The 22430-nt window shown below is 62.3% G+C and carries 25 protein-coding genes; 3 read left to right on the top strand and 22 right to left on the bottom strand.

The features are described 5' to 3' along the window. Nucleotides 1-88: 88 nt before the first annotated feature. A complete protein-coding gene (locus KBX13_RS03050) occupies nt 89-1153 on the top strand; it encodes a PspC domain-containing protein (RefSeq protein WP_256020651.1) in 1065 nt (354 codons plus the stop codon). Nucleotide 1154: 1 nt separating this feature from the next. Here the strand turns inward: KBX13_RS03050 and guaA are convergent, their stop codons facing one another. From guaA to guaB, 4 genes are all read right to left on the bottom strand, one after another. Beyond that, complete coding sequence (gene guaA / locus KBX13_RS03045) at nt 1155-2708, bottom strand: glutamine-hydrolyzing GMP synthase (RefSeq protein WP_256000530.1); 1554 nt, start codon at nt 2706-2708, stop codon at nt 1155-1157. 212 nt (nt 2709-2920) lie between these two features. After that, on the bottom strand, nt 2921-4213 hold the full coding sequence (locus KBX13_RS03040) for a PAS domain-containing protein (protein ID WP_070477610.1): 1293 nt from the start codon (nt 4211-4213) through the stop codon (nt 2921-2923). A 24-nt stretch (nt 4214-4237) separates the two neighbouring features. Beyond that, entirely contained in the window at nt 4238-5392 is a 1155-nt protein-coding gene (locus KBX13_RS03035) for a GuaB3 family IMP dehydrogenase-related protein (RefSeq protein ID WP_070363034.1), read from the bottom strand. A gap of 36 nt (nt 5393-5428) precedes the next feature. After that, nucleotides 5429-6952: an IMP dehydrogenase gene (gene guaB, locus KBX13_RS03030; protein WP_070363035.1), complete on the bottom strand. Its 1524-nt coding sequence runs from the start codon at nt 6950-6952 to the stop codon at nt 5429-5431. Between the two features lie 104 nt (nt 6953-7056). Between guaB and KBX13_RS03025 the strand changes: the two genes are divergently transcribed. Then, nucleotides 7057-7479, top strand: a complete 423-nt coding sequence (locus tag KBX13_RS03025) for a DUF5319 domain-containing protein (RefSeq protein WP_070363036.1) — start codon at nt 7057-7059, stop codon at nt 7477-7479. Here the strand turns inward: KBX13_RS03025 and KBX13_RS03020 are convergent. The 10 genes from KBX13_RS03020 to KBX13_RS02975 all read right to left on the bottom strand — a co-directional run bounded on the left by KBX13_RS03020 (nt 7476) and on the right by KBX13_RS02975 (nt 15985). Next, entirely contained in the window at nt 7476-8234 is a 759-nt protein-coding gene (locus tag KBX13_RS03020; protein WP_256020650.1) for a hypothetical protein, read from the bottom strand. The genes KBX13_RS03025 and KBX13_RS03020 overlap by 4 nt on opposite strands. Beyond that, entirely contained in the window at nt 8231-8815 is a 585-nt protein-coding gene (locus KBX13_RS03015; RefSeq protein ID WP_070363038.1) for a sigma-70 family RNA polymerase sigma factor, read from the bottom strand. The genes KBX13_RS03020 and KBX13_RS03015 overlap by 4 nt, the downstream gene beginning before the upstream one ends. 136 nt (nt 8816-8951) lie before the next feature. After that, nucleotides 8952-10562: a chaperonin GroEL gene (groL, locus tag KBX13_RS03010; RefSeq protein WP_070363039.1), complete on the bottom strand. Its 1611-nt coding sequence runs from the start codon at nt 10560-10562 to the stop codon at nt 8952-8954. A gap of 21 nt (nt 10563-10583) precedes the next feature. Continuing rightward, nucleotides 10584-10883, bottom strand: coding sequence for a co-chaperone GroES (gene groES / locus KBX13_RS03005; RefSeq protein ID WP_070363040.1), 300 nt, complete (start codon nt 10881-10883; stop codon nt 10584-10586). Between the two features lie 166 nt (nt 10884-11049). Continuing rightward, complete coding sequence (gene tsaD / locus KBX13_RS03000; protein WP_256020648.1) at nt 11050-12102, bottom strand: tRNA (adenosine(37)-N6)-threonylcarbamoyltransferase complex transferase subunit TsaD; 1053 nt, start codon at nt 12100-12102, stop codon at nt 11050-11052. After that, nucleotides 12099-12572 carry a ribosomal protein S18-alanine N-acetyltransferase gene (gene rimI, locus KBX13_RS02995; RefSeq protein ID WP_256020646.1) on the bottom strand — a complete coding sequence of 158 codons (474 nt, stop codon included), beginning with the start codon at nt 12570-12572 and terminating at the stop codon, nt 12099-12101. The genes tsaD and rimI overlap by 4 nt, the downstream gene beginning before the upstream one ends. Beyond that, nucleotides 12569-13237: a tRNA (adenosine(37)-N6)-threonylcarbamoyltransferase complex dimerization subunit type 1 TsaB gene (gene tsaB / locus KBX13_RS02990; RefSeq protein ID WP_256020644.1), complete on the bottom strand. Its 669-nt coding sequence runs from the start codon at nt 13235-13237 to the stop codon at nt 12569-12571. Before tsaB ends, rimI begins: the two co-directional genes overlap by 4 nt. Then, nucleotides 13237-13737: a hypothetical protein gene (locus tag KBX13_RS02985; protein ID WP_070363044.1), complete on the bottom strand. Its 501-nt coding sequence runs from the start codon at nt 13735-13737 to the stop codon at nt 13237-13239. Before KBX13_RS02985 ends, tsaB begins: the two co-directional genes overlap by 1 nt. Nucleotides 13738-13757: 20 nt before the next feature. Beyond that, on the bottom strand, nt 13758-15305 hold the full coding sequence (alr, locus tag KBX13_RS02980) for an alanine racemase (RefSeq protein ID WP_083290813.1): 1548 nt from the start codon (nt 15303-15305) through the stop codon (nt 13758-13760). A 20-nt stretch (nt 15306-15325) separates the two neighbouring features. Beyond that, complete coding sequence (locus KBX13_RS02975) at nt 15326-15985, bottom strand: GAP family protein (RefSeq protein ID WP_256020642.1); 660 nt, start codon at nt 15983-15985, stop codon at nt 15326-15328. A gap of 128 nt (nt 15986-16113) precedes the next feature. Between KBX13_RS02975 and KBX13_RS02970 the strand changes: the two genes are divergently transcribed. Continuing rightward, nucleotides 16114-16968: a dienelactone hydrolase family protein gene (locus KBX13_RS02970; RefSeq protein WP_070363047.1), complete on the top strand. Its 855-nt coding sequence runs from the start codon at nt 16114-16116 to the stop codon at nt 16966-16968. On the opposite strand, the gene KBX13_RS02965 is transcribed toward KBX13_RS02970, so the two are convergent. The 8 genes from KBX13_RS02965 to KBX13_RS02930 form a co-directional block, all read right to left on the bottom strand. Continuing rightward, nucleotides 16957-17262, bottom strand: a complete 306-nt coding sequence (locus KBX13_RS02965) for a hypothetical protein (RefSeq protein ID WP_256020640.1) — start codon at nt 17260-17262, stop codon at nt 16957-16959. The two genes, KBX13_RS02970 and KBX13_RS02965, sit on opposite strands and share 12 nt — an antisense overlap. After that, complete coding sequence (locus KBX13_RS02960) at nt 17263-18621, bottom strand: hypothetical protein (RefSeq protein ID WP_256020638.1); 1359 nt, start codon at nt 18619-18621, stop codon at nt 17263-17265. Further along, nucleotides 18615-18950, bottom strand: a complete 336-nt coding sequence (locus KBX13_RS02955) for a hypothetical protein (protein ID WP_070477591.1) — start codon at nt 18948-18950, stop codon at nt 18615-18617. The genes KBX13_RS02960 and KBX13_RS02955 overlap by 7 nt, the downstream gene beginning before the upstream one ends. Nucleotides 18951-19072: 122 nt before the next feature. Further along, nucleotides 19073-20416, bottom strand: coding sequence for a phosphoglucosamine mutase (gene glmM / locus KBX13_RS02950; RefSeq protein ID WP_070363051.1), 1344 nt, complete (start codon nt 20414-20416; stop codon nt 19073-19075). Between the two features lie 95 nt (nt 20417-20511). Then, complete coding sequence (rpsI, locus tag KBX13_RS02945; protein ID WP_256020637.1) at nt 20512-21042, bottom strand: 30S ribosomal protein S9; 531 nt, start codon at nt 21040-21042, stop codon at nt 20512-20514. Then, a complete protein-coding gene (gene rplM / locus KBX13_RS02940; protein ID WP_070363053.1) occupies nt 21042-21485 on the bottom strand; it encodes a 50S ribosomal protein L13 in 444 nt (147 codons plus the stop codon). The genes rpsI and rplM overlap by 1 nt, the downstream gene beginning before the upstream one ends. 195 nt (nt 21486-21680) lie before the next feature. Continuing rightward, nucleotides 21681-21965 (bottom strand): WXG100 family type VII secretion target, encoded by a 285-nt coding sequence (locus KBX13_RS02935; protein WP_070477587.1) that lies wholly within the window; start codon nt 21963-21965, stop codon nt 21681-21683. Between the two features lie 65 nt (nt 21966-22030). Continuing rightward, a complete protein-coding gene (locus tag KBX13_RS02930) occupies nt 22031-22348 on the bottom strand; it encodes a WXG100 family type VII secretion target (RefSeq protein WP_071567367.1) in 318 nt (105 codons plus the stop codon). Nucleotides 22349-22430 lie beyond the last annotated feature (82 nt).

Raw genomic sequence — 22430 nt, 5'->3', positions numbered from 1 at the left:
CCTCAGGCACATCGGGGTAAACCCTGAGATGAAAAATCAGGGTCGTTCCCGATACCGCGCTTGGCGTTGCCTCGCAACAATAGAAGCCATGGAAACCAACACGCTGAAGCGCATGTGGGAGACCCGCCCGCCCCGCATCCCGCAAGACCAGGGCGGCAAGGCCGTCGTCGGCGGTGTCTGCGAAGGCATCGGTGCCCGCTACCAAATCGACCCAACGCTCATCCGCGTCCTGTTCGTCGTATTGTCAATCGCCTTCGGCGGTGGCCTGTTCCTTTACCTATTGTGCTGGATCAACATGCCCCGCTTCGGGCTGACCCGCACCCCAGCAAGTTCGATCGCCACCCCGAAAGAGCAGCTGACCAAGGTAGAGAAGAAAGAGCGCGACACCGGCTGGCTGCTGCTCCTCGGCCTTGTCATCTTCTTCCCCTCCGTCGCCGTTGCCAGCGACCTGCGCGGGGTTTTGGTCACCTTCGCGCTGTTCGCGCTCGGCTGGTACCTCGCCTACCAGCGCCAGCCAGAGGCACCGGAGGGACTCGTGGTGGGCGTGGAGTCGCAGACAAACAAAGGCCCTGTTGTGGACACCTCCCACCTGACGGTGCCGGAAGGCTACGAACACCCCGGGCAGAAACCACCGGCATGGGACCCACTCGGCGCGGCACCTGAGCTGTGGCACCTGCCGGACCCTGTCGAGCCAGCTCCGGAGCGTGCGCAACCAAAGAAGCGCTACTGGCTGTGGATCCCCGTCACACTGGTGCTGACAACGGCAACATTCTGGACAATGACCGTGGTTAGCCAACTTCGCATCGGCTCAATCGGCAACTACGGCGTTGCAAATGTCTCTGCCTACTCCGCGGAGGCTATACCGGAATTTAAACACAACATCGGCGAGGCTCGGATCGACCTCACCATGCTCGAGCCACTCGACGAGCCGAAGACAATCAACATCAGCAACGGCGTCGGCAAGATCGACCTCAAGCTTCCCAATCACATCCCCGTCGACATCAACTGCAAGGTGAACATCGGCGAGGCCGCATGCCCCGAAGAACGACAAAACGCGAACACAGACAGCGCACTACTCACGATTAACGTGTCGCAGCGCGTCGGATCCGTGTCCGCGTACTACGCCCGCGAGGACGCGGGCGAAAGAAACTGACTTACTCCCACTCGATGGTGGCCGGCGGCTTGGAGGTCACGTCCAGCACCACGCGGTTGACATCCGCCACCTCGTTGGTGATGCGGGTCGAGATGGCCTCCAGCGTCTCGTACGGGATGCGTACCCAGTCCGCGGTCATCGCGTCCTCGGACGCGACAGGACGCAGCACAATCGGGTGGCCGTAGGTGCGGCCATCGCCCTGCACACCCACCGAGCGGACATCGGCCAGCAGCACGACCGGGCACTGCCAAATCTGGTCGTCCAGGCCAGCCTTAGTCAGCTCCTCGCGCGCGATCGCATCCGCGGCGCGCAGGGTCTCCAGGCGCTCCTCGGTCACCTCACCAATGATGCGGATACCCAAGCCCGGACCTGGGAACGGCTGACGGTTCACGATCACCTCGGGCAGGCCCAGCTCGCGGCCGACCGCGCGGACCTCGTCCTTAAACAGCAGTCGCAGTGGCTCGACCAGCTCGAACTCGACGTCATCCGGCAGGCCACCAACGTTGTGGTGGCTCTTAATGTTCGCGGTGCCGGTGCCGCCGCCCGACTCGACGACGTCCGGGTACAGCGTGCCCTGCACCAGGTAATCAACCTTGTGATCCGACAACACATCGGCCACAGCGCGCTCGAAGGAACGGATGAACTCCGCACCGATCGCCTTGCGCTTCGCCTCAGGCTCAGTCACACCGGCCAGCTTGTCCAGGAAGGCCTTGCGCTCGTCGACAGTCACGAGCTTCGCGCCGGTCGCGGCGACGAAGTCCTTCTCCACCTGCTCGCGCTCACCCTGGCGCAGCAAGCCGTGGTCCACGAACACACAGGTCAGGCGGTCCCCGATCGCACGCTGCACCAGCGCCGCAGCAACAGCCGAGTCCACACCACCGGACAGGCCACAGATGGCGTAGCCGTCGCCAACCTGGGTGCGAACCTGCTCAATGAGCTGCTCCGCAATATTGGATGCCGTCCAGTTCTGCTCCAGACCAGCGATCTCGGTGAGGAAGCGCGTCAGCACCTCCTGGCCGTGCGGCGAGTGCATCACCTCCGGGTGGTACTGCACACCGGCGAACTTGCGCTCCACGTTCTCGAACGCGGCGACCGGCGCACCCTTCGAAGACGCGGTGACCTCGAAGCCCTCCGGAGCCTGCGTTACCGAATCACCGTGGCTCATCCACACCTTGTGCTCCTCCGGCAAGCCGGCGTGCAGCACACCACCCATGACGTTCATCGCCGTGCGGCCGTACTCACGGGCGCCGGTCTGCTCAACCTTGCCGCCGAGCGCCTGCGTCATCACCTGGAAGCCGTAGCAGATGCCGAAGATCGGAATCCCCAACTCGAAAATCTCAGGGTCCAACTGCGGGGCGCCATCCTCATACACGGACGACGGGCCGCCGGACAGGACAAGCGCCAGCGGCTGCTTCTCCTTCACCTCCGCAGCGGAGATCGTGGACGGAACGACTTCGGAAAACACGTGCGCCTCACGCACACGACGCGCAATGAGCTGCGCGTACTGCGCACCGAAATCAACAACAAGAACAGGGCGAGTTTGAGCTGTAGTCACGCACCAAATCTTAACCTACGCAGCACCTAATGTGTACGTGAGCCCGATGACAGTGTCCTGCGCACCACATTCCCGCGCGCACAATTCGGGACCTGGGGAAACGCCAATGCACCCGGCCGAAATACTGGAATCTGGTGCGGGAATCCCTTCGAAACAACAAGACACCACCCGCTTGGCGGGTGGTGTCTTCAGCGTTGCGACGTTACAACAGACTACTTCAGCAGCGCGCGCAGGTTCTCCAGCGCATCGTGTACCCCGTCAATCGCCGGGTCGGAGCCCAGCTTCTGCGAGGAAGCGTGCAGGCGCTCGATAGAGTTATCAGCAGCCTGGATAGCGCGGTGCACCTGAGCAACAAGCGGCTCGATGTTCTCGCCGAACGGCTCCTGCGCCGTGGTCTGGGACCAGCGACGAATCATCTCGAGCGGCATCTTGGTCAGCTCGGAAATCGAGTTCACCTTCAGGTCCACGCGGTTCGCCAGGGAGGAGTGCAGGAAGACTGCGTCGTCCATCTGCTTCACGTCCACCTCGAGGGCGTCGAACAGCATAGAGAGCACCTCGCCGCGGTTCGCCTCAAGGGAGAAAATCGCGGTCTGCGCAGTATGCAGACGAGCCAGCGCAATCGCCATACGCGCGGACGCCGCCTTCTTCGCCAACTCGCCAGCCACCTCGTTGAGTGACTGCGCGTTCTCGTCGATGATGCCACGCATCGTTGCCCACACCTGCAGCGGTGCAAGCAACAGCGTACGGGCAGCGCCCTCCGCCATGACGTTTTCCATCTCGCCCTTCACACTGTTGGTCACAGCGTTTTCTTCCACCAAAGTCTGGCTGGCCTTTGCCAGTTCTTCGGCGGCTTCCTTAATGGAGGACTGGATTTCCATGAAGCGGTCCAGCTCGCGGTAGAGGCGCTTAGTGGCCTCGTACACCTCGCCGGTGCCCTCTGGAAGGTCGAAGCCCGCTTCCTCACGCGCCAGCACCTCGGCCGGCAGCGCTTCGGCAACGAAGGCGTCGTAATCAGGCACAAGCTCCTGCAGCTTGTCCAAGCCAAGCTCTGCACGGCGGCGACGGCCAACGCCCTCGTGGCGCGCCTTCCACTCAACGTCGTTCACCGCTTGGTACACGTCGCCGACGACCTTGAACAGTTCGGTCATCGGGCGGGTGCGCACCGAGAGGTAGTCGCCATTTGGCAGAGGCGTCACGGTAGCAAACACGTCGTACGCAGAGCCGCTCTTTGCGCGGTTACGGACATAGCCTGCGAACGGTCGGCCGTCCTCAATGACGTCCCACATCAGCTTGAACGCGCCACCAGGCATCTCAATATGGCGAATGAGATTGTGTGGCTTCCCGATCATCTCGACTTCGGGATACTGCGCGTAGTGAATAAAGACCTCATTGACATGGGTCATAATGCCCTTGCTGTCCGTCACCGAGAAGAAGATGTGGTTGACATCAACCTCGTGGTGTGGGCCGTCAGGGGCATCTCGTTTAATAACTACTTCGTAGGCCATATTCGATATATTAGGTCAATCTGTTTACGGGCGGACGGTCACGTCGACCTTTTGGAACGACTTGAGATCAGTGTACCCACATTTCGCCATAATACGGCGCAAACCGCCCACTAAGTTCGTGGCAGCGCCCGAATCGCTCGATGGACCGAACAAAATCTCAGACAGCGGAAGACGATCGCCGAACTCCCAGTTGGCAACCTCGCCGCGCGGGAAGCGCGGGTGCGCAGCCGCCGGTTCCCAGTACGCGCCGCCAGCAGCGGCCTCGTTCGCCTTCGCGAACAGACTGCCTACCATGACGGCGTCGGCGCCCATGGCGAGTGCCAACGCGATGTCTCCGGCGTTCGACGGTGCCGAATCAGCGATGACGTGGACATAACGGCCACCGGTCTCGTCCAAGTAGTCGCGGCGAGCTGCAGCCACGTCAGCAATCGCAGTTGCAAGGGGAACGTCCAGCGCCAGGCCGGAAGAGGAACGACCCGAACCGACAATCACGCCAGCAGCGCCAGCACGCATCAGGTGCGTGGCCGTCGTGTAGTCGAAGACGCCACCTGCGATGACCGGAACGTCGAGGGAGCCGATGAACTCCTTCAAGTTCAGCGGTTCCCCACCGGGCTGCACGTGCTCGGCGGAAATCAACGTGCCCTGCACGAACAGGATCTCTGCACCGGCCTTGATCACTGCAGGGGCAAGCTCGCGCACGTTTTGCGGGCTCACGCGCACAGCGACGGTCGCGCCCGACGCGCGGACCTGCGCAATGCGCTCGCTCAACACGTCCAAATTAATTGGGGCCTGATGGAGTTTCTGCAGCGTTGCCGTAGCCTTGGCAATCTTGCTAGGAATCTCGTGGTAATTCTCCTGCTCGAGGTCCTTGGGATTTGGCGCCTGCCCGCAGACCTCGTTGATCGCCTCTTCGAAGTTCGCGTGGCGGCCCAGGATGCCCTCGGCGTTGAGCACCGCAAGTCCGCCCTGCTTACCCATCTCGATGGCGAACTCGGGGCTCGCTAGGGCATCGGTCGGGTGGGATACGAGCGGCATGTCAAAGGAGTAGGCGTCGATGTGCCACTCCGTGTTGACGTCCTTCGACGAGCGGGTGCGCCGCGTCGGAACCAGGGTCAGATCGTCAAGGTCGTAGGCCTTGCGGGCTTCGCGTCCGATGCCAATTTCTACATATTCACGCATGTCAGGTTCTCTCCTTCAGGAGCCAGTCAGAAAGGATTAGTTGTGGTAGTTCGGCGCTGCAACCGTTTGCGTGATGTCATGCGGGTGCGATTCGCGCAAGCCAGCCGTGGTGATTTGGACGAACTGCTTCGTCTGCAGTTCTGCGATCGAGGCGGAGCCGGTGTAGCCCATCGCGGCGCGCAGACCACCGACGATCTGGTGGGTGATGGCGTCGATATCTCCGCGGAACGGAACGCGGCCCTCGACGCCCTCCGGCACCAGCTTGTCTTCGCTGGTGACGTCTGCCTGGAAGTAGCGGTCCTTGGAGAAGGAGCGCTTTTCGCCGGTCAGGCCACGGCCCTGCATCGCGCCCATCGAGCCCATGCCGCGGTAGCGCTTGTACTGCTTACCCCCAACAACCACGACGTCACCGGGTGCCTCAGTGGTGCCTGCGAGCATGGAGCCGAGCATGACGGTCGATGCGCCAGCGGCGAGGGCCTTAGCAACGTCGCCGGAGAACTGCATGCCACCGTCTGCGATGATCGGTACTCCGGCCTTGTGGGCAGGCACGGAAGCCTCCAGGATGGACGTGATCTGTGGTGCTCCGACGCCCGCAACAACGCGGGTGGTGCAAATGGAGCCAGGGCCAATGCCGACCTTGATGGCGTCCGCACCGGCATCGATCATGGCCTGCGCGGCTTCGCGTGTCGCCAGGTTGCCACCGACGACGTCAACGCGGTCGCCGAAGTCCTTCTTCACACGGGACACCATCTCCAGCACGCGGTTGTTGTGTGCGTGCGCGGAGTCGACGACGAGGGCGTCGACACCTGCCTCAACGAGCAGCGCGGCGCGCTCGTAGGACTCTTCACCAGTGCCGATACCAGCGGCAACAAGCAGACGGCCGTTCGAGTCCTTCGACGCGTTCGGGTACTGCTCGCTCTTCACGAAGTCCTTCACCGTGATCAGGCCAACCAGCTTGCCTGCCTTGTCCACGATCGGCAGCTTCTCCACCTTGTTCGCCGACAGCAGCGCAAGTGCCTCCTGCTTATCGACGCCCTCATCCGCCACAACCAGCGGCATCGGTGTCATCACCTCTGCGACCTTGCGGTCGTAGTCCGGCTCGAAGCGCATATCGCGGTTGGTGATGATGCCCACCAGGCGCTCGTCGGCGTCGATCACCGGCAGGCCCGAGATGTGGAAACGGCCGCACAGCGCGTCGACGTCACGAATCGTCATGTCCGGTGTGGCGGTCACCGGGTTGGTGACCATGCCGGACTCAGAACGCTTTACGATGTCAACCTGCTCCGCCTGGTCCTGAGCGCTCAAGTTGCGGTGCAGCACGCCAATGCCACCCTGGCGCGCCATCGCGATCGCCATCCGCGACTCCGTGACCGTATCCATCGCAGCCGATGCGATCGGGATACCCAGCTTGATGTTGCGGCTGAACTGCGAGCTCGTGCTCACTTCGGCCGGCACAATGTGAGACTCGGCTGGCAGCAGCAGCACATCATCAAAGGTCAAGCCCCGCAGTGCAACCTTGTGCGGGTCATCCCCACCTGTAAGAACTCGCTCGTTTGCCATTGACAACTTCTCCTTCCGCGCGCGGTGTACCCGACATTGGTTTTCAGCCATGATATAACGTCGCGCGACACGACACACAGCGGCGTCGAAAAATCCCAACGCACATGGCTAATTGGCCTTGCTACTCCCCACACAATAGGCTGATCGGTGTGAATTACGACGACATGATGCCACTCGACCCGTTCGCAAACGACCCGAACGACCCGGCATCGTTCATCGAGGACGACGAACAGCCGGAGCCCTTAAGCAGCGAGGAGCGACAGGCGATCATTCACGACCTCGCCCACGTCCGCGACGCACAACGTATCCTGCGCCCCCGCGGCATCCTCGGGATCTTCTTCATGTGTGAAGACTGCGAGCAGACGCACTACTACGACTGGGACATCATGGAGCAAAACATGATCTCCACGCTCAACAACGCGCTGCCGCCCGTCCACGAACCAAGCGCTAACCCGGACGTCAACGCCTATGTCACGTGGGATTACGCGCTGGGGTACATGGATGGCATCGAGTCCGCCGGGCGCTAGTGCTGCGGCGAGGCTGACGCCGGGGGCTCAACCGGCTTGGGGGAGGTCGTCGCCACTGGCGATTCCGGTGCGGCGTCCTTACCTGTAGTAGCCGACACGTGCGCACCGCTCGGTTCCGCACTCGCTGTCGGCTGCGCGGAGGAATGCTGCTCGACGGCAGGCTGCTCCGTGACCACCTGCGTCACCGTCACTGGTTCGCGCGGCTCAGGTGTCACCGTCACAGTCACGGTGCGCGTCACCGTCACCTCGGGGATTGTCGACGCCACCGTGGGCTCAGACCCTTGCGTCTTCTTCACATCCATGGAGTCAAGCAACGCCTTGGCCTGTAACACCAGGGCACGCACAGCGTCGCCGTTACCCTCATCGCTGGCTACTTCCATCTCGTCGAGCGTGCTCGCAAGCTCCATGACCGACGCCCGCTCCCCAAACACGGTTGAGGCTACTGGCCACAGAGGGGAATCAGGAGTCGCGTTGTACAACACTGCCCCACTTCCAGCAACGATTGCGGTGGCTGCTGCCGCGCCCACAAGCCCACTGAGCCACGGGTTCATCTGTTTGCGCGCAGGCGCCGCCACGGGCGCTATGTATGGCGGCTCCGGCATCGGACGCTCGACGTCCTCGCGCAGCGCACCCATCAGGCCCAAAAGCGGATCGGTGCCGTCGCTAGGGTCCTCTCCACGTGACGCTTTGGTCAACAGGGCGTCATCCGCCAACAGCTCATCAAACTGCGGGATACGGTGAGCATCACGTGTCATTTCGCAGACTCCTCTTCTTCAAGGGCCTCACGCAGGCGAGCCAGGGCACGGTGCTGTGCGACACGAACCGACCCAGCTGTCCCGCCAACAATCTCTGCTGTTTCTTCCGCCGAAAGGCCAACAAATACGCGAAGAATAATGATATTTCGCGCCTTCTCATTGAGTACATCGAGCAGCTCGCGCATTTTGTTACTCGCGTCGACATCCAGCGCATATCCCTCTGGATCCGCCTCTTGCGATACCCCATCGGGGATATCTTCGGTAGGCAGCATTCGGTCTCGCGCATAGCTGCGGTGCGCATCCGTCACCTTATTAAATGCAATCCCGTACACGAATGCCATGAACGGCTTGCCCTGGTCCTTATAGGTACTGAGCGCCTTGACTACCGCAAAGCACACGTCCTGAGTGACGTCTTCCGGGGTCGGGGTGCGCCCACCGCCAATGCGGGCGCGGGCGTAGCGCAGCACAAATGGATAAATGAGCGCAACGACGCGCTGCGTCGCCCGATCATCACCGGACTGTGCAGCAGGCAGCAGTTGCGCAAGCTGCGCATTCACGTCATCAGTATCTATACCGCTCATACGCGACGCCCGACTCCTTTCCAGTATCGCCTAAGGGTACAGCGCCGAGCATGCCATTCCCAAAGCCTGACCCATCAGGCACGCAAAAGCCCGAACGGCATGTATCCGTCCGGGCTCCCCTCGTCACAAACACTAATTAGTGCGCGTGACCGTGTGCGTGTTCCTCAGCTTCTTCCGGCTTGTTCACCACAGAAACCTCCGTGGTCAGCACCATGCGGGCTACCGAGCAAGCGTTGACAACCGCGGAGTGCGTCACCTTCACAGGGTCAATGATGCCCTGCTCAACCAGGTTGCCGTACTCCATCGTTGCGGCGTTGAAGCCTTCGTCGTTCGCCATGTCTGCGATCTTCGACACGACAACTGAGCCGTCCAGCCCAGCGTTGTCCGCAATCCAGAACGCCGGCTTCACCAGCGCGCGGGCAACCGCCAACACGCCGGTCTTCTGCTCGCCCTCGAAGGACTCCGCGTACTCCTCCAGGTCGCGTGCGATCTGGACCAGTGCGGAACCGCCACCGGCGATAATGCCCTCTTCGACTGCCGCGCGGGCAGCGTTGATGGCGTCCTCGACGCGCAGCTTGCGCTCGTTGACCTCGGTCTCAGTCGCGGCACCGACGCGGATGACGGCGACGCCACCCGACAGCTTCGCCAGGCGCTCCTCCATCTTCTCCTTGTCCCAGGTGGAGTCCGTCGCCTCGATGTCGCGGCGGATCTGGTTGCGACGCTCCTCGACGTTCTCAGCGGAACCGGCCCCGTCGACAAGCACGGTGTCGTCCTTGGTCACGGTGACGCGGCGCACCGAGCCGAGGTCATCCAGCGTGGCGTCCTTGAGCGCCATGCCAACCTCAGGGTCGATGACCGTCGCATTGGTCACTACAGCCAAGTCATCCATAAAGGCCTTGCGGCGCTCGCCGAAGTACGGCGACTTCACGGCGACAACCTTCAGGGACTTGCGCAGCGTGTTCACCACGAGCGTCTGCAGCGGCTCACCGTCGACGTCCTCGGCGATGATCAGCAGCGGGACGGATGCCTCCGCAACCTTTTCCAGCAGCGGAAGGAAGTCCGGCAGCGAGGAAATCTTGTTACGGACCAGCAGCACGCGGGCGTTTTCCAGCACCGCCTGGCCGGCGTCAGGGTCCGTCATAAAGTACGGCGAGAGGAAGCCCTTGTCGAAGGAGACACCCTCGGTGACGTCGACGAACGAGTCGATCGTCTGGGACTCCTCGACGGTGACGACGCCGTCCTTGCCGACCTTGTCCATCGCACCGGCAACCATCTCGCCGACCTCAGGGTCGCGGGAGGAAACGGTGGCAACGTTGGCGATCTCGGCGGACGAAGAAACCTCCGTCGCACGCGACTTCAGCTCCTCGATGACCTTCTCGGCCGCAGCCTGGATGCCCTTGTTGAGCTGGATCGGGTTCGCACCAGCAGCGACGTTGCGCAGCCCCTCGGTGACCAGCGCCTGCGCGAGCAGCGTCGCGGTCGTGGTGCCGTCACCGGCGATGTCGTTCGTCTTCACTGCGACGGATTTCACCAGCTGCGCACCGAGGTTCTCAAACGGCTCCTCGAGGTCGATGTCGCGGGCGATCGTCACACCGTCGTTGGTAACGGTCGGGCCACCCCACGACTTCGAAAGCACAACGTTTCGGCCACGCGGGCCAAGAGTGACCTTGACGGTATCCGCCAAAGTGTCAACGCCCTTCTTGATGCCTTCGCGGGCCTCCTGATGAAATGCAATAAGTTTTGCCATTGGTGGCTACGCCCCCTTCAATTACTTTTCGACGACGGCCAGCAGGTCGCGAGCGGAAAGCAGCAAGTACTCTTCACCGTTGTACTTCAGCTCGGTGCCGCCGTACTTGGAGAAGATCACGGTGTCGCCCTCGTTGACGTCGACAGCAATGCGCTTGCCCTGCTCATCCAAGCGGCCAGGGCCGACAGCGATAACAACTGCCTCCTGTGGCTTCTCAGCAGCGGAATCAGGGATAACCAGGCCGGATGCCGTCGTGGTCTCCGCCTCAGCGATCTGTACCAGAACCTTGTCTTCCAGTGGCTTGATGTTGACGTTTGCCATGATCTGAACGCCTTCCTTCAATGTTGTATCTATCAGTTCAGTAGTTTTGCGGTTATTTGAAGGCCCAGCCGTCGTCGCGGGTGTACAACTGCGCTCTCCACAACCTTGTTAGCACTCTACCCCTGCGAGTGCTAACACTCAACATTGTGACGACACTCACCAATCTTTACTGGTGAACGAGCGGGATCTCCACTTCCAACGACGTATCCGTCGCCACGGACAGCTCCGAAGGCTTGGCCCCCTCATGGATGAGCTGGCCCGCCAACGCCGTGATCATCACGCCGTTATCGGTGCACAGCCCGAAGCGCGGTACACGCAGCTCCACGCCAGCCTTCTCGCAACGTTCTTGGGCAAGTCCTCGCAGGCGACTGTTCGCCGCCACCCCGCCGCCGAGCAACAGCGTCTTCGCACCGGTCTCCTCCAGTGCCAGCAGCGCCTTGCGCACGAGCACGTCACACACCGCCTCCTGGAACGACGCGCACACGTCCTCCACGTTGACCACCCAGCCTTCGCGCTCCGCCTTTTCCACGTAGCGCGCCACGGCAGTCTTCAAGCCGGAGAACGAGAAGTCGAAGCGGTGCTCGCCCCGCAGATCGTCGGCCTTACTGAGCGCGCGCGGGAACGGAATCGCATCCGGGTTACCCTTCGCCGCCAAGCGGTCGATGACCGGGCCGCCCGGGTAGCCAAGCCCAAGCAGGCGGGAGACTTTGTCGTAGGCCTCGCCGGCGGCGTCGTCAAGGGTAGAGCCCAGCTCACTCATCGGTTTGCCGACGGCCTCAACCTCCAACAACTGCGTATGCCCACCAGAGACCAGCAGTGCCACCGAGTGCGGAAGCCGCTCCTGGCCCTCCAGGTTCGCCACCGCCACGTGCCCACCCAAGTGGTTCACGGCGTAAAACGGCACACCCCACGCCGCCGCGTAGGCCTTCGCAGCGGACGCGCCGACCAGCAGCGCACCGGCAAGACCAGGCCCGATCGTCGCCGCAACCACGTCCGGGGCATCGATACCGGCCTCTTCCAGTGCCGCGGCCATCACTTGTGGCATCGCCTCAAGGTGGGCACGCGACGCGATCTCGGGCACCACGCCACCAAAGCGTGCGTGCTGCTCCATCGAAGACGCCACCTGGTTCGCAAGGATCTCCATGGTGCCGTCGGAGTGGACGTCGACAATGCCAACGGCCGTCTCGTCGCACGATGACTCAATCCCGGCAACAATCATGCCTGCTCCCTTTCGCTCTTCCGCGGACGCATCATGGAAAACGCGTCCGCGCCAGAAGGTTGATAGTAATTCTTTCGGGTGCCAACGACAGAAAAGCCGTAGCGCTCATACATGCCAAGCGACGCGGAGTTGTCGGTGCGCACCTCGAGGAACATCGGGCCGTCGAGAAGGTCGGCGGTGTGGACGAGCTGGTCCATCAGCTCCCTGCCCACCCCGCGGCGCTGCACCTCGGGCGCGACGCCGATGGTGTGAATTTCGAACTCCGGGTCGTTGCGCGGGCCCAGCATCGCAAGGCCCGCATACCCCAGAATTGCGCCCTCGTCGTCGAAGGCGCCGATATAGAACGTGTACGGCTGTGCGAACTGCGTCAGCAGCACCTCCCGCGACCACGGGGTCTCGCCAGCGAACAGCACCGCCTCCAGCGCCGCGACTGCGTCTGCGTCGCTGGGTGTGAGCTCCCGGATATTCACAGTTTGATGTCCGGCAGCGCAGCAGAGCGCGGGCGCGGCTTCGGCGGCACGGCGTCCGGGCGGCGCAGGTACAGCGGTGTGAGTGGCTCCGGCGTATCTGATGGATCGCACGCGGCGAGCAAGCCGCGAACACCCGGCGCGAGATCGCGTACCTCACCAGCCGCGACAGTCACAGTCTCACGCAGCGCTTCTGGGACGACGAGGAGGTCCACCGCGTCGCCCTCGACGTCGATCGCGCTGGCTGCGCTGACGTGTGGGCCGTCGACGCGCTGTCCGTCACGGTAGAGGCTCCAGTACACCTCGCGGCGGCGCGCATCAGTGACCACTAGCACGCTTTTCCCGGTGGTGTTCCCGGCTTCCGCGGCGATGGCGTCGTGGGTGCAGACCCCGTACACCGGCACACCCAGCGCCTGCCCGAAGGCGGACGCGGTGGCCATGCCTACGCGAAGCCCCGTAAACGGGCCAGGCCCCACGCCAACGACGACGGCTTCGAGCGCACCGTAGGTGCAGCCCGCTTCCGCCAGTAGTTCGTTGACAGTGGGGACCAAAAGTTCGTTATGCGAGCGGGTTCTGATTACCCGCTGTGCATCCACGCGGCGCGACTGTTGATCGCCCACGCCGACAACGAGGTCGTGCGTGGCGGTATCGAGCGCCAGCGTCAGCATTACGCCGCTACTCCCATGACCCAGCCGTTACCGTCCTTGTGGAACGGCAGCGGCGTGTTCATCGGGAACATCTCCGACTGCGGGATGGAGCAGATGTTCACCTTGGAAAGCTCCACCTTGTCCAGGTCGATCTCCGCGTTCTGGTCCTCGTCGAACAGCAGCATGTAACCCCAGTCGCCGGAGAAATCGAAGCGGTCCTGGTCAAGGTTCAGCGCCTGCAGCTTGCTCAGCAGCAGCTGGTCCGGCTCGTTCGGGCACAGCGTGGTGAACCCGATGTAGTCCTTGTCGTAGACGCGAGTCAGGTCGATGAGCTGGCCCGCAACGGCTTCGCCACCAGGCTTGACCTCTTCAAGGGAGCGGGAAAGAGAATTCGTTGGCGTCGCAGCCGCCATTGGGGACGGCTTGGTCAGTGGGATGAAAATTAGAGCAACGAGCACAATCACCCACAGTGCACACGCAATAGCGACCCAACCACGGCTAGTATTGTTCAGCTTCAGCATGGCCTACAGCCTACATCTTCCTATTCTGTGTGCACCCACCGCCATGTGATGATGCGGCCCTCACTGTCTTCGTCTTGCTCCACGAGCGTGGTGCGGTCAATGGTGACCAAAAGGTATTCACTGGCGATGTGAGCTGCGAGATCACCACCCCACTCGGCCACCACGACGCTGCGGTCGAGCTCCGACTCAAGGTCGAGAGCATCGAGCTCACCCAGCGGGTCGCCAGAGCTGCCCTCCCCCAACAGGCGGTAGGCATCGACATGAATTAACGACGCCCCCTCCGCCTCCTTCGCGCGGTGTTCCCTGGCGATGGTGAAGGTTGGGCTCGTCACACGCCCCTTGACCTGCATCCCTTCGGCAATGCCCTGCGTCAGCGTGGTTTTCCCGGCGCCGAGCGGGCCGTCGAGAATCACCACGTCCCCGGCGCGCAAGGTCTCCCCCAGCTCACGCCCCAACGCTTGCGTTTCCTCGCGCGTCTCGCAGACACGCCTGCCGCCGTACTCCCGCACTGTCCGTCCTTTCGGTGCACACAGCACCTCGTAGTGAATGGTGTTCGCCCGCAGCGCGAACTCGTCCGCACTCACGCCGCCGGCGCCAAAAAGTACCGCTTCATCGCCCGGCGCGACACCGGCTTCGTTTGCGCCCAGCCACACCACAATCTGATCCATGCACACCCGACCCACCTGGGGGTAGCGGGCTCCGTCAATGGTGACGTCCATCCGGTCCTGCCAGATGCGCATCACGCCGTCCGCGTAGCCGGCGGGCACCACGGCGGTAAACCCGTCCTCGGGCGCAGTCCATGTCCCTGAGTAGCTCACCGGATCCCCCGCGCGGATCGGTTTGACCGCGGTCACTGTTGCGACCCAGCTCATCGCGGGCCGCAGCCCGTTGTCGGTGCCGTCGATTGCTTCCAACCCGTACAGGCCAATCCCGGGACGGATCTGTTCAAAGCGGGCGTCGTCCCTCGTCCACGTCGCCGGCGAGTTCGCCACGTGGTTCACCAGGTCCTCTAGCCCCGCCTCGTGCGCCTGGTTGAGCGCTTCACGGAACGTCGCCAGCTGCCGGTCCGTGTACGGGTCCGCTGGGTTATCCGCGCACGCAAAATGGCTCATCAGCCCGGCCACACGGATCTGACCGGCCTGTTGCGCCTCGGCGGCCATCGCGAACAGCTCCGGCCACTGTTCCTCATCTACGCCCGAGCGGTTCATCCCCGTGTCGATCATCAGATGCACGGTGGGTACGAAGGGGGCGTCAATAAGCGCGCGCAGGTGCGCAAGACTCGGCACACCCATCTCGATGCCCTCCACCAGCTCCTCCCCCGGAGCCCACAGCCACGCCATCACGGGTTTCGACGTCAGCTTCGCCACACTAGCCGCCTCCGCGATCGTCGCGCAGCCGAACGCATCCGCACCGTTCGCCTCCATGATGGGGACGCACTTCGCCGCGCCGTGGTTATAGGCATCCGCCTTCACCACGCACATCAAACGCGCGCCACCAGCCTGACGGCGCATCTGCCTCGTGTTATGTGCAATCGCCGCCAGGTCAATGCGAAGTTTTAAAGCGTTCATGGGCATCTATTGAACAACGATCACAGCAAATGCGCCACGCCGACTACACCCAGCAGCAGCGATACCGCCCACGTCGCGGTCAAACCAACCGTATCCGGGTGTGAGCGCGCCCACGCGAAACCACGCCCGGCCAACGAGTCCGGCTTCGCCCGTACCCAACCGACCAGCAGGGCGCACAGCGTGGGTAGGGACAGCGCGACCGTCGCGTAGAGCACCAGGAAGCTGTACTTCGTCGCGGTATCGATGCCCGTCGCGGAGAGCACCGCGAGCCCGCCGAAGAACGGAAACGACGTCGCCGACTGCACGATCCCCAGCACGAACCCGGTCAGCACGGTCAACGCATTCGGCGCGCGTAGCGGGCGCATCACCCGTTCAATCAACGCGTGGTTATCTCCCCCACGCAGCGCCAGCACCGCGGTCAGGAGACCAGTAGCGATGAGGAGCCACCCGAAAATGGGCCCCTCGACAAACGTTTGCACCACCGGACCGAGGCCGTCGAACACAAACAGCATCACCGCCGCGAGACTCGCCACCCCAAGCCAGTCGCCAGCAATGAGCAGCGCCGTGATCTTCGCATACTGCCGTTTCGCTTGGGAGGCAACCACCCCGACTGCCACGATAACCCCGATCAACAACACGTTGATGGAATCAATAAACGCAAAGGACAACGCTCCAAGCATGTCTTGCTCCTTCCGCGCGGCTCCATCAGGCTGAATCTCGGCCCTGTCTCGATCTGGCCCCTAACCCTAAACCACAAAAACGCTGAAGCGCTATTTCAGTACTGCAGAATTCAAGTAGGGTAGGTTGCGTGTCTGCGAAATTGAAGAAGTTAGCTGAACTGTCCAAACGAGGCCCACACAAGGTGCTAGAGGGCGATCTCGGGTACACCGGGTTGCCGGGCAAGGTGTACACGCCTGCAGAGGGCAAGAACCTCCCTGCCGTCGCCTTCGGCCACGACTGGCGCCAGAGTGTCGACGACTACCACGGTACACTTCGCCACCTGGCCAGTTGGGGCATTGCGGTCGCTGCGCCAGATACAGAAAAGGGGTGGCGCCCCGACCACGCTGGCTTCGCCGCCGATTTAGAAACCGCCCTGCAAATCCTGACTGGGGTGCGCCTCGGGAACGGCAAGATTAGCATCCACCCACAGCGCCTCGGCGTCGTTGGCCACGGCATGGGCGGCGGCGCTGCCGTACTCACCGCGGTAGAAAACCCGAAGGTGCAGGCAGTCGCCGCAATTTACCCGGCGAATGTGGCGCCCTCCGCAGTAGAGGCGGCTCGCCGCGCGCTTCGCCCAGGGCTCATCATCGGCCCCGGCGAGGACGGCGACTCACTCTTCGATCCAGGCAACCCCGCCAAGCTCGCATACAACTGGGCAGGCGAGGTGGCCTACCGCAGCGTCAAGAAAGGCGAGCAACAGAGCTTCTCGGAGGACACGCTAACCAAGCGTCTGCTCGGCCTGGGCAAGTCGAGCGCCTCCCTGCAGACCACAGTGCGCGGCCTACTCACCGGGTTCCTCCTGCACCAGCTAGCCGGGGAGAAGAAGTACTCCTCCTACTCCGAGCCGGACGCCGAAGGAAAGAACGTCACGTCCTATACCGGTGAGGACCTCGCTGAGCTGGCGGGCCTCACCAAGGACGACAGCCTCTTCTCATTCTTCTAACGTGCCGGGCTGACCAGCACGCTTCATCTCCCACTGTGCCTCCGGGGCGTTGGGGCGTGCCTCGGTACGGATCGACGCGATTCCGCCCTGCGGCGGGCGGCGAAATGGGAACAACCGCTCGCCGCCCTGTGGAATGACAACAGGTTGGCGTTTGTAGCCAAGCGCGGCGGCCCTTCGCTGCTCGGTAAGCATCATCTCCATTTGGCGATGGTGCTCAGCGATCATCTTTTCAAAGTTCTCCATCCGCATCGCCGTGCGCTGACGGTACTCTGCTGCAAACCTTGAAAAATCCATTTACCATTCCCCCAATTTCTTGACGCCCCAAGCATCAGCCGGGTCTGTATCGACTGGCTGCTGCTCAGCGTGTTGTTCTGATGACGTCTCTGCTGCCGCCGGTGCCGTCATCGCTTGCTTTTCGGCCGGCACTGGTGGCTGCTCCACCTCGCCGAGTTGCTCAGGTGGCACGAACACACCGTTTTCGTCGACTGCCGGTGCAGGCTCCGGCGCAGGAGCGGGCTCGGGTGCCGGCGGTGCCGGTGGTGTTGGTTCCGCGACGTCACACGGCACCTCCACAGCCTCCGTCGCGCACTGCCAGGCCGCGTCGATATTTGCTGCAAAGACGTTGATGCTTTCAATGACGACGGCCGCGCCCGTTTGTGCAAACGCGCCCGTGAACGCCTGCGCAGCGTCGCACTGCTCCTGTACCGGTGCGAACAACGCCGCTGCGTCGCGTGTCACGGCCTCGATGGGCGCGTTAACATGCACATCGACGTCGAAGTTAAAGGCCACGTTGATCCCTGCCGCACCTGCCAGTGCCGCTGACGCGGACTGCGTGCCGACGCTCTCCAGAGAAACAAGGCGCTCGCACGGCTGCGGCGGTGCCGGCGGCACAGGAGCAGGGGCAGGCACTGGTGCTGGTGCTGGGGCGGAAGGTGGTGCGGCAACACTCGCGCTGGCAGTCGAGGTGCTTCCGGCTGCGTGCGCAGCCGTCGCTGGCGCCGCAGCAGGCGCACTTCCAGCTGGCTTTCCGCCGGGCGCCTGACTGCAAGGCTGTTGTGCTTCCTCCACGCACACCGCGATCGCATCGAGGCACTCAGCGACAGCCACGTTGCATTCTTTCGCTGTCTGGCTCGCCTGCCGCATCGCATCAATTACGACCTGCACCAATGGGCGAATCAGGGTGGCGATTCCAAGCTTCGCAAGTATCTCAAGGTGCGAGTGCGCAAGGACCACGAACTGTTCCACCGCCAGGTTGGACGTCTTCTTGACGTCATCTATAGCGCTGCAGCACGAGGTAATCGAGCTTCCCAGCTCATTTAGGCGTGTAAAGTGCTGCGTCTCCGAATCTGCCGAGCATCGCTCCCGCGACCCCACGCCGATCTGCTCAAACCACTCTTTACTGCCCGGCGTATCCTGGCAAGGCGCCTTCAACGAAAACCTGTAGCCCACGGCGTCACAATTGAACTGTAACAGCGAGACACCGACCTGGTGGAAGCCGCGTAGGTCCTGGCAGCGGGTGGCCTGCAGCTCCCGAATGACTTCCTTCGCTAGTGCCTGCAATTGGTCGCGCTCAGGCCCCTCCAGGGCTGGGGCCGTCGCAACTGACTGAGAGAAGCGCTGCACCCCTTGTTCGACAACGTCGCTGGTTACCATGCGGAACCCACCCCCGAAATGCCATCGGTGGCGTCCTCGTCAGCGTCGCGGACCTCCTGTGCAAGGCTGCGAATCCCCTCCCACTGCTGCGTTCGCTCCTGCAACAACCGGAGCGAGTCCGCATAGACCGCTTGCATCGCCGCCGTGATGCGCTGGCCCTGCAAGGCAAAACCGGCACCGAAGTCGTCCGCACCCAGGTCTGGTTGCTGGCGGGCAAAGTCCGTGGCGGTGTCTTCGTAGGCGGAGATGGCGTCGGCAAAATATGACCGCACCGCGTCAACGTTGAGGCTGACGCCCTTGTTGTGCACAGTGTTTACCGTGTTCACCATGTTCAAAATTTCCCCCAAAATCCACGTCGGCTCACCACCGACAGTTCTAACTACTTCTCTTAGTTAGACTCCCCCAACGGCCCCGCGGTTCCCCGCGAGGCCAAATTTCTTACCAACGGACTCTACACTGCCGCAACGACTGCTGCGAGGCGACCCGCCACCTTTCGGGCTTGTTCTTCCTCGGCGGCCTCCACCATGACGCGGAACAGCTCCTCAGTACCGGAAGGACGAAGCAGCACGCGACCCGAGTGCCCGAGCTCTTCCTCGGCCTCATCGATCGCAGCCAGCACCTCCTGCGAGCTCATAATCTTGGACTTCTCCGACACCGGCACGTTGATGAGTACCTGTGGCAGCACCTGCATCACCTGTGCGAGTTCCTTGAGGCTCTTGCCGGTTTCCGCCATCTGTTCCATCAGCAGCAGCGCGGACAGCGTGCCGTCGCCAGTCGTGGCGTGCTCCGGGACAACGATGTGGCCGGACTGCTCGCCACCAAGCGAGAAGTCCCCACGGTTGAGCTCCTCGAGAACGTAACGGTCGCCCACCGCGGTCTGCTTCAGTGCAATGCCTTCGCGCTCCATGGCGAGGGTAAGTCCCAGATTGCTCATGACCGTGGCTACGAGCGTGTTGTCGCGCAGGTTGTTCTCGGCCTTCATGCCGCAGGCCAAGATCGCCATAATCTGGTCACCGTCGATGATGTTGCCTTCGGCGTCGACGGCGAGGCAGCGGTCCGCATCACCGTCGTGTGCCACGCCAAGATCAGCACCGTATTCGACGACGGCTGCCTGGATCTTGTCCATATGAGTGGAACCGGAGCCATCGTTAATGTTAAAAGCGTTCGGCTCGTTGTAGATCGCCACAACCTCGGCACCGGCGGCCTCGTACGCCTTCGGGGCAACCTCGGACGCCGCACCGTTCGCACAGTCTACAACGACCTTGATGCCCTTCAGGCTGGTGCTCATCGCCTCTTTGAGGTGCGCCAGGTAACGATCCTGCGCGTCCGGCGCCTCCTCGATCACGCGGCCGATACGGGTGCCGGTTGGCCCGCCTTCTTCAAGCGTGTCGAGAGCCCTCTCAATTTCGTCCTCGACCTCATCAGGCAGTTTGTGGCCACCCGCAGAGAAAAACTTGATGCCGTTATCCGGCATGGGGTTGTGGGACGCGGAGATCATCACACCGATATCCGCACCGTAGTCATCAGTGAGGTACGCCAAGCCGGGAGTAGGAATCACGCCGACACGCAGGACATCCACGCCTTTCGACGCCATGCCCGCAGCCATCGCTGCCGCAAGCATTTCGCCGGACACGCGTGGGTCGCGGCCAATCAGCGCCGTCGGGCGGCGCTTCGAGGACTCACGGTCCTTCGTTAGTACGGTCGCGGCGGCGGCACCGAGCTTCAGTGCCAACGACGCCGTCAGTCGCTCATTGGCGAGACCTCGGACACCATCAGTTCCAAACAATCGAGTCATGCTGTTTATTATGCACTACCGACAGCTATACAAAAACAACAACCGCCCACCCGGCCAGTGCCAGGGGGCGGTTGATGATACAACCAGCGTAGTGATTAACGCTTGGAGTACTGCGGTGCACGACGGGCCTTGTGCAGACCAGCCTTCTTACGCTCGACCGCACGAGCGTCACGGGTAAGCAGACCAGCCTTCTTCAGGGTTGGGCGCTCAGCCGGGTTGTAGATGTTCAGTGCACGGGCAATCGCCAGACGCAGCGCACCGGACTGACCGGTTGGGCCGCCGCCCTTGATGTTTGCCTTGATGTCGAACTGGCCCTCGCGCTCGAGCAGGGTCAGCGGCAGCAGGATGTCCTGCTGGTGCAGCTTGTTCGGGAAGTAGTCCTCGAACTCACGGCCGTTGACCGTGATCTTGCCTTCGCCCTCGACGACGGTCACGCGAGCGATTGCGCGCTTACGACGACCAACGGTCTGGATTGGGCCCTCGTGCAGCGGTGCAACCTCAACGGTGTCCTGGGCCTCCTCGACCTCTGGAGCAATAGCGTCACCGATGGTGTAGTTGAACTCTTCCGTCGCCGCGGTTGCCGCGTCGATGTCGGTCTCAGCTGCAATGTTGTTCTGATCAGCCATTACTGTGCCACCTGCTTAAACTCGTAGGTTTCCGGCTTCTGAGCCTCGTATGGGTGCTCGGAGCCGACGAAGACGTGAAGCTTCTTGATGGACTCGCGGGAAAGCTTGTTGTGCGGCATCATGCCCTTGACAGCTTCCTCGATAACGCGGTCCGGACGCTCATCGAGCGCACGACCAAGCGTCATAGCAGTCAGACCACCCGGGTAGCCGGAGTGGCGGTAGCGCATCTCGCGATCGCGCTTGTTCGAGGAGATGTGGACCTTCTCGGCGTTGATCACGATGATGTGATCGCCGGTGTCAACGTTCGGTGCGAACTGTGGCTTATGCTTGCCGCGCAGGATATCCGCTGCAGTCGACGCAAGCTTGCCCAAGACCACGTCCGTGGCGTCGATGACGTACCACTTACGGGTAATGTCACCGCTCTTTGGGTGGTAAGTAGACATGCATGACTCCTTCAAGTCTGTCTAGTTGGCTGCCGGCCATAACGTATAAAAACTGTGCGCTGTATCCCGCTCAGACGGCGGCCGGTGGAGACCCGACAAGCAGCACGGCACACAAGCTGCAAACTTTACAGCACAAAGCACTGAACAGCAAGACGCTCCCCCTGGCGCCTTGCTGTTCAGCAAGCTTCTGTGTAGTTATCCCCAGCTGTTTGCCGCGGCATTGTTTACCGCGAGCATGGTGGAGTTGCCGTCTTCAACGGTGCTGGCGATCTGGTTCAAAATGGTGTTCAGATCCTCTGCGGCCTGGTCCCACTTCGCCTGGTGCGCCTGGTACGCGGACGCTGCGGTGCCCTCCCAGGTCTGCGCCATCGGCTGGATGATCTGCTTCAGCTCGTTGAGCTGGCTGGTGATGCGGGTCGCCGACGAGCGCATGTCTTCAGCTGCGTTGGCGATCTGAGCGAAGTCGTACTTGATTTGCATGATGAGTATGTCCCTTTACATTCGGAAGATGGTCGTTGTGTCTGCTGAGAACCGCTGGGAGCGTTTTAGAGAGCCAAGCCCGCGGAACCGGACAGCGAACGGAAGTTGTCGGTGTTCGTAGCGTCGGTGCTCTCGTAGTTCTTGGCGTTGTCGCGGATGTTGTTCGCGATGTCACGCAGCGCTTCGGAGAGGCGTCGCTGCGCGTCGTCGTAGCGGACCATCAGGTCATCGAAGCTGCGCTGCGCATTGCCCACCCAGTAGCTGCGCGTGGACTCCGCGACCTGCTGCACGCGGTCGATTTCTCGGTTGACGTTTGCGTTGGTGTCATCTGCCCGGTCGGCAGTTGCGCGCATGACGTCGGCTTCTGTTCTGAACTGTTCCATGTTCAATCCCCCTACTAGGTACTGTGTCTTGGTTGTAACGACAGCCTTCCAAGCTGTTCATATAGTTGGACGCACGTTTTGG

Origin of the sequence: Corynebacterium sp. CCUG 51687, assembly GCF_024453995.1 — a bacterium.
Lineage (GTDB): Bacteria > Actinomycetota > Actinomycetes > Mycobacteriales > Mycobacteriaceae > Corynebacterium > Corynebacterium pseudogenitalium.
Note: the sequence above shows the minus strand (reverse complement) of the source record. Positions and strands in the feature narration are given on the sequence as shown.

What these genes read in the sequence shown, in the direction of transcription:
- KBX13_RS03015 (WP_070363038.1), bottom strand. Translation starts at nt 8,815, where the DNA reads ATGAGCGGTATAGATACTGATGACGTGAATGCGCAGCTTGCGCAACTG.
- KBX13_RS02930 (WP_071567367.1), bottom strand. Translation starts at nt 22,348, where the DNA reads ATGGAACAGTTCAGAACAGAAGCCGACGTCATGCGCGCAACTGCCGAC.
- glmM (WP_070363051.1), bottom strand. Translation starts at nt 20,416, where the DNA reads ATGACTCGATTGTTTGGAACTGATGGTGTCCGAGGTCTCGCCAATGAG.
- KBX13_RS02935 (WP_070477587.1), bottom strand. Translation starts at nt 21,965, where the DNA reads ATGCAAATCAAGTACGACTTCGCTCAGATCGCCAACGCAGCTGAAGAC.
- KBX13_RS02960 (WP_256020638.1), bottom strand. Translation starts at nt 18,621, where the DNA reads ATGGTAACCAGCGACGTTGTCGAACAAGGGGTGCAGCGCTTCTCTCAG.
- rplM (WP_070363053.1), bottom strand. Translation starts at nt 21,485, where the DNA reads ATGTCTACTTACCACCCAAAGAGCGGTGACATTACCCGTAAGTGGTAC.
- KBX13_RS02985 (WP_070363044.1), bottom strand. Translation starts at nt 13,737, where the DNA reads ATGCTGAAGCTGAACAATACTAGCCGTGGTTGGGTCGCTATTGCGTGT.
- KBX13_RS02975 (WP_256020642.1), bottom strand. Translation starts at nt 15,985, where the DNA reads ATGCTTGGAGCGTTGTCCTTTGCGTTTATTGATTCCATCAACGTGTTG.
- tsaB (WP_256020644.1), bottom strand. Translation starts at nt 13,237, where the DNA reads ATGCTGACGCTGGCGCTCGATACCGCCACGCACGACCTCGTTGTCGGC.
- rpsI (WP_256020637.1), bottom strand. Translation starts at nt 21,042, where the DNA reads ATGGCTGATCAGAACAACATTGCAGCTGAGACCGACATCGACGCGGCA.
- KBX13_RS03020 (WP_256020650.1), bottom strand. Translation starts at nt 8,234, where the DNA reads ATGACACGTGATGCTCACCGTATCCCGCAGTTTGATGAGCTGTTGGCG.
- KBX13_RS03040 (WP_070477610.1), bottom strand. Translation starts at nt 4,213, where the DNA reads ATGGCCTACGAAGTAGTTATTAAACGAGATGCCCCTGACGGCCCACAC.
- KBX13_RS03025 (WP_070363036.1), top strand. Translation starts at nt 7,057, where the DNA reads ATGGCTAATTGGCCTTGCTACTCCCCACACAATAGGCTGATCGGTGTG.
- groL (WP_070363039.1), bottom strand. Translation starts at nt 10,562, where the DNA reads ATGGCAAAACTTATTGCATTTCATCAGGAGGCCCGCGAAGGCATCAAG.
- KBX13_RS03050 (WP_256020651.1), top strand. Translation starts at nt 89, where the DNA reads ATGGAAACCAACACGCTGAAGCGCATGTGGGAGACCCGCCCGCCCCGC.
- alr (WP_083290813.1), bottom strand. Translation starts at nt 15,305, where the DNA reads ATGAACGCTTTAAAACTTCGCATTGACCTGGCGGCGATTGCACATAAC.
- KBX13_RS02965 (WP_256020640.1), bottom strand. Translation starts at nt 17,262, where the DNA reads ATGGATTTTTCAAGGTTTGCAGCAGAGTACCGTCAGCGCACGGCGATG.
- KBX13_RS03035 (WP_070363034.1), bottom strand. Translation starts at nt 5,392, where the DNA reads ATGCGTGAATATGTAGAAATTGGCATCGGACGCGAAGCCCGCAAGGCC.
- tsaD (WP_256020648.1), bottom strand. Translation starts at nt 12,102, where the DNA reads ATGATTGTTGCCGGGATTGAGTCATCGTGCGACGAGACGGCCGTTGGC.
- guaB (WP_070363035.1), bottom strand. Translation starts at nt 6,952, where the DNA reads ATGGCAAACGAGCGAGTTCTTACAGGTGGGGATGACCCGCACAAGGTT.
- groES (WP_070363040.1), bottom strand. Translation starts at nt 10,883, where the DNA reads ATGGCAAACGTCAACATCAAGCCACTGGAAGACAAGGTTCTGGTACAG.
- KBX13_RS02955 (WP_070477591.1), bottom strand. Translation starts at nt 18,950, where the DNA reads ATGGTGAACACGGTAAACACTGTGCACAACAAGGGCGTCAGCCTCAAC.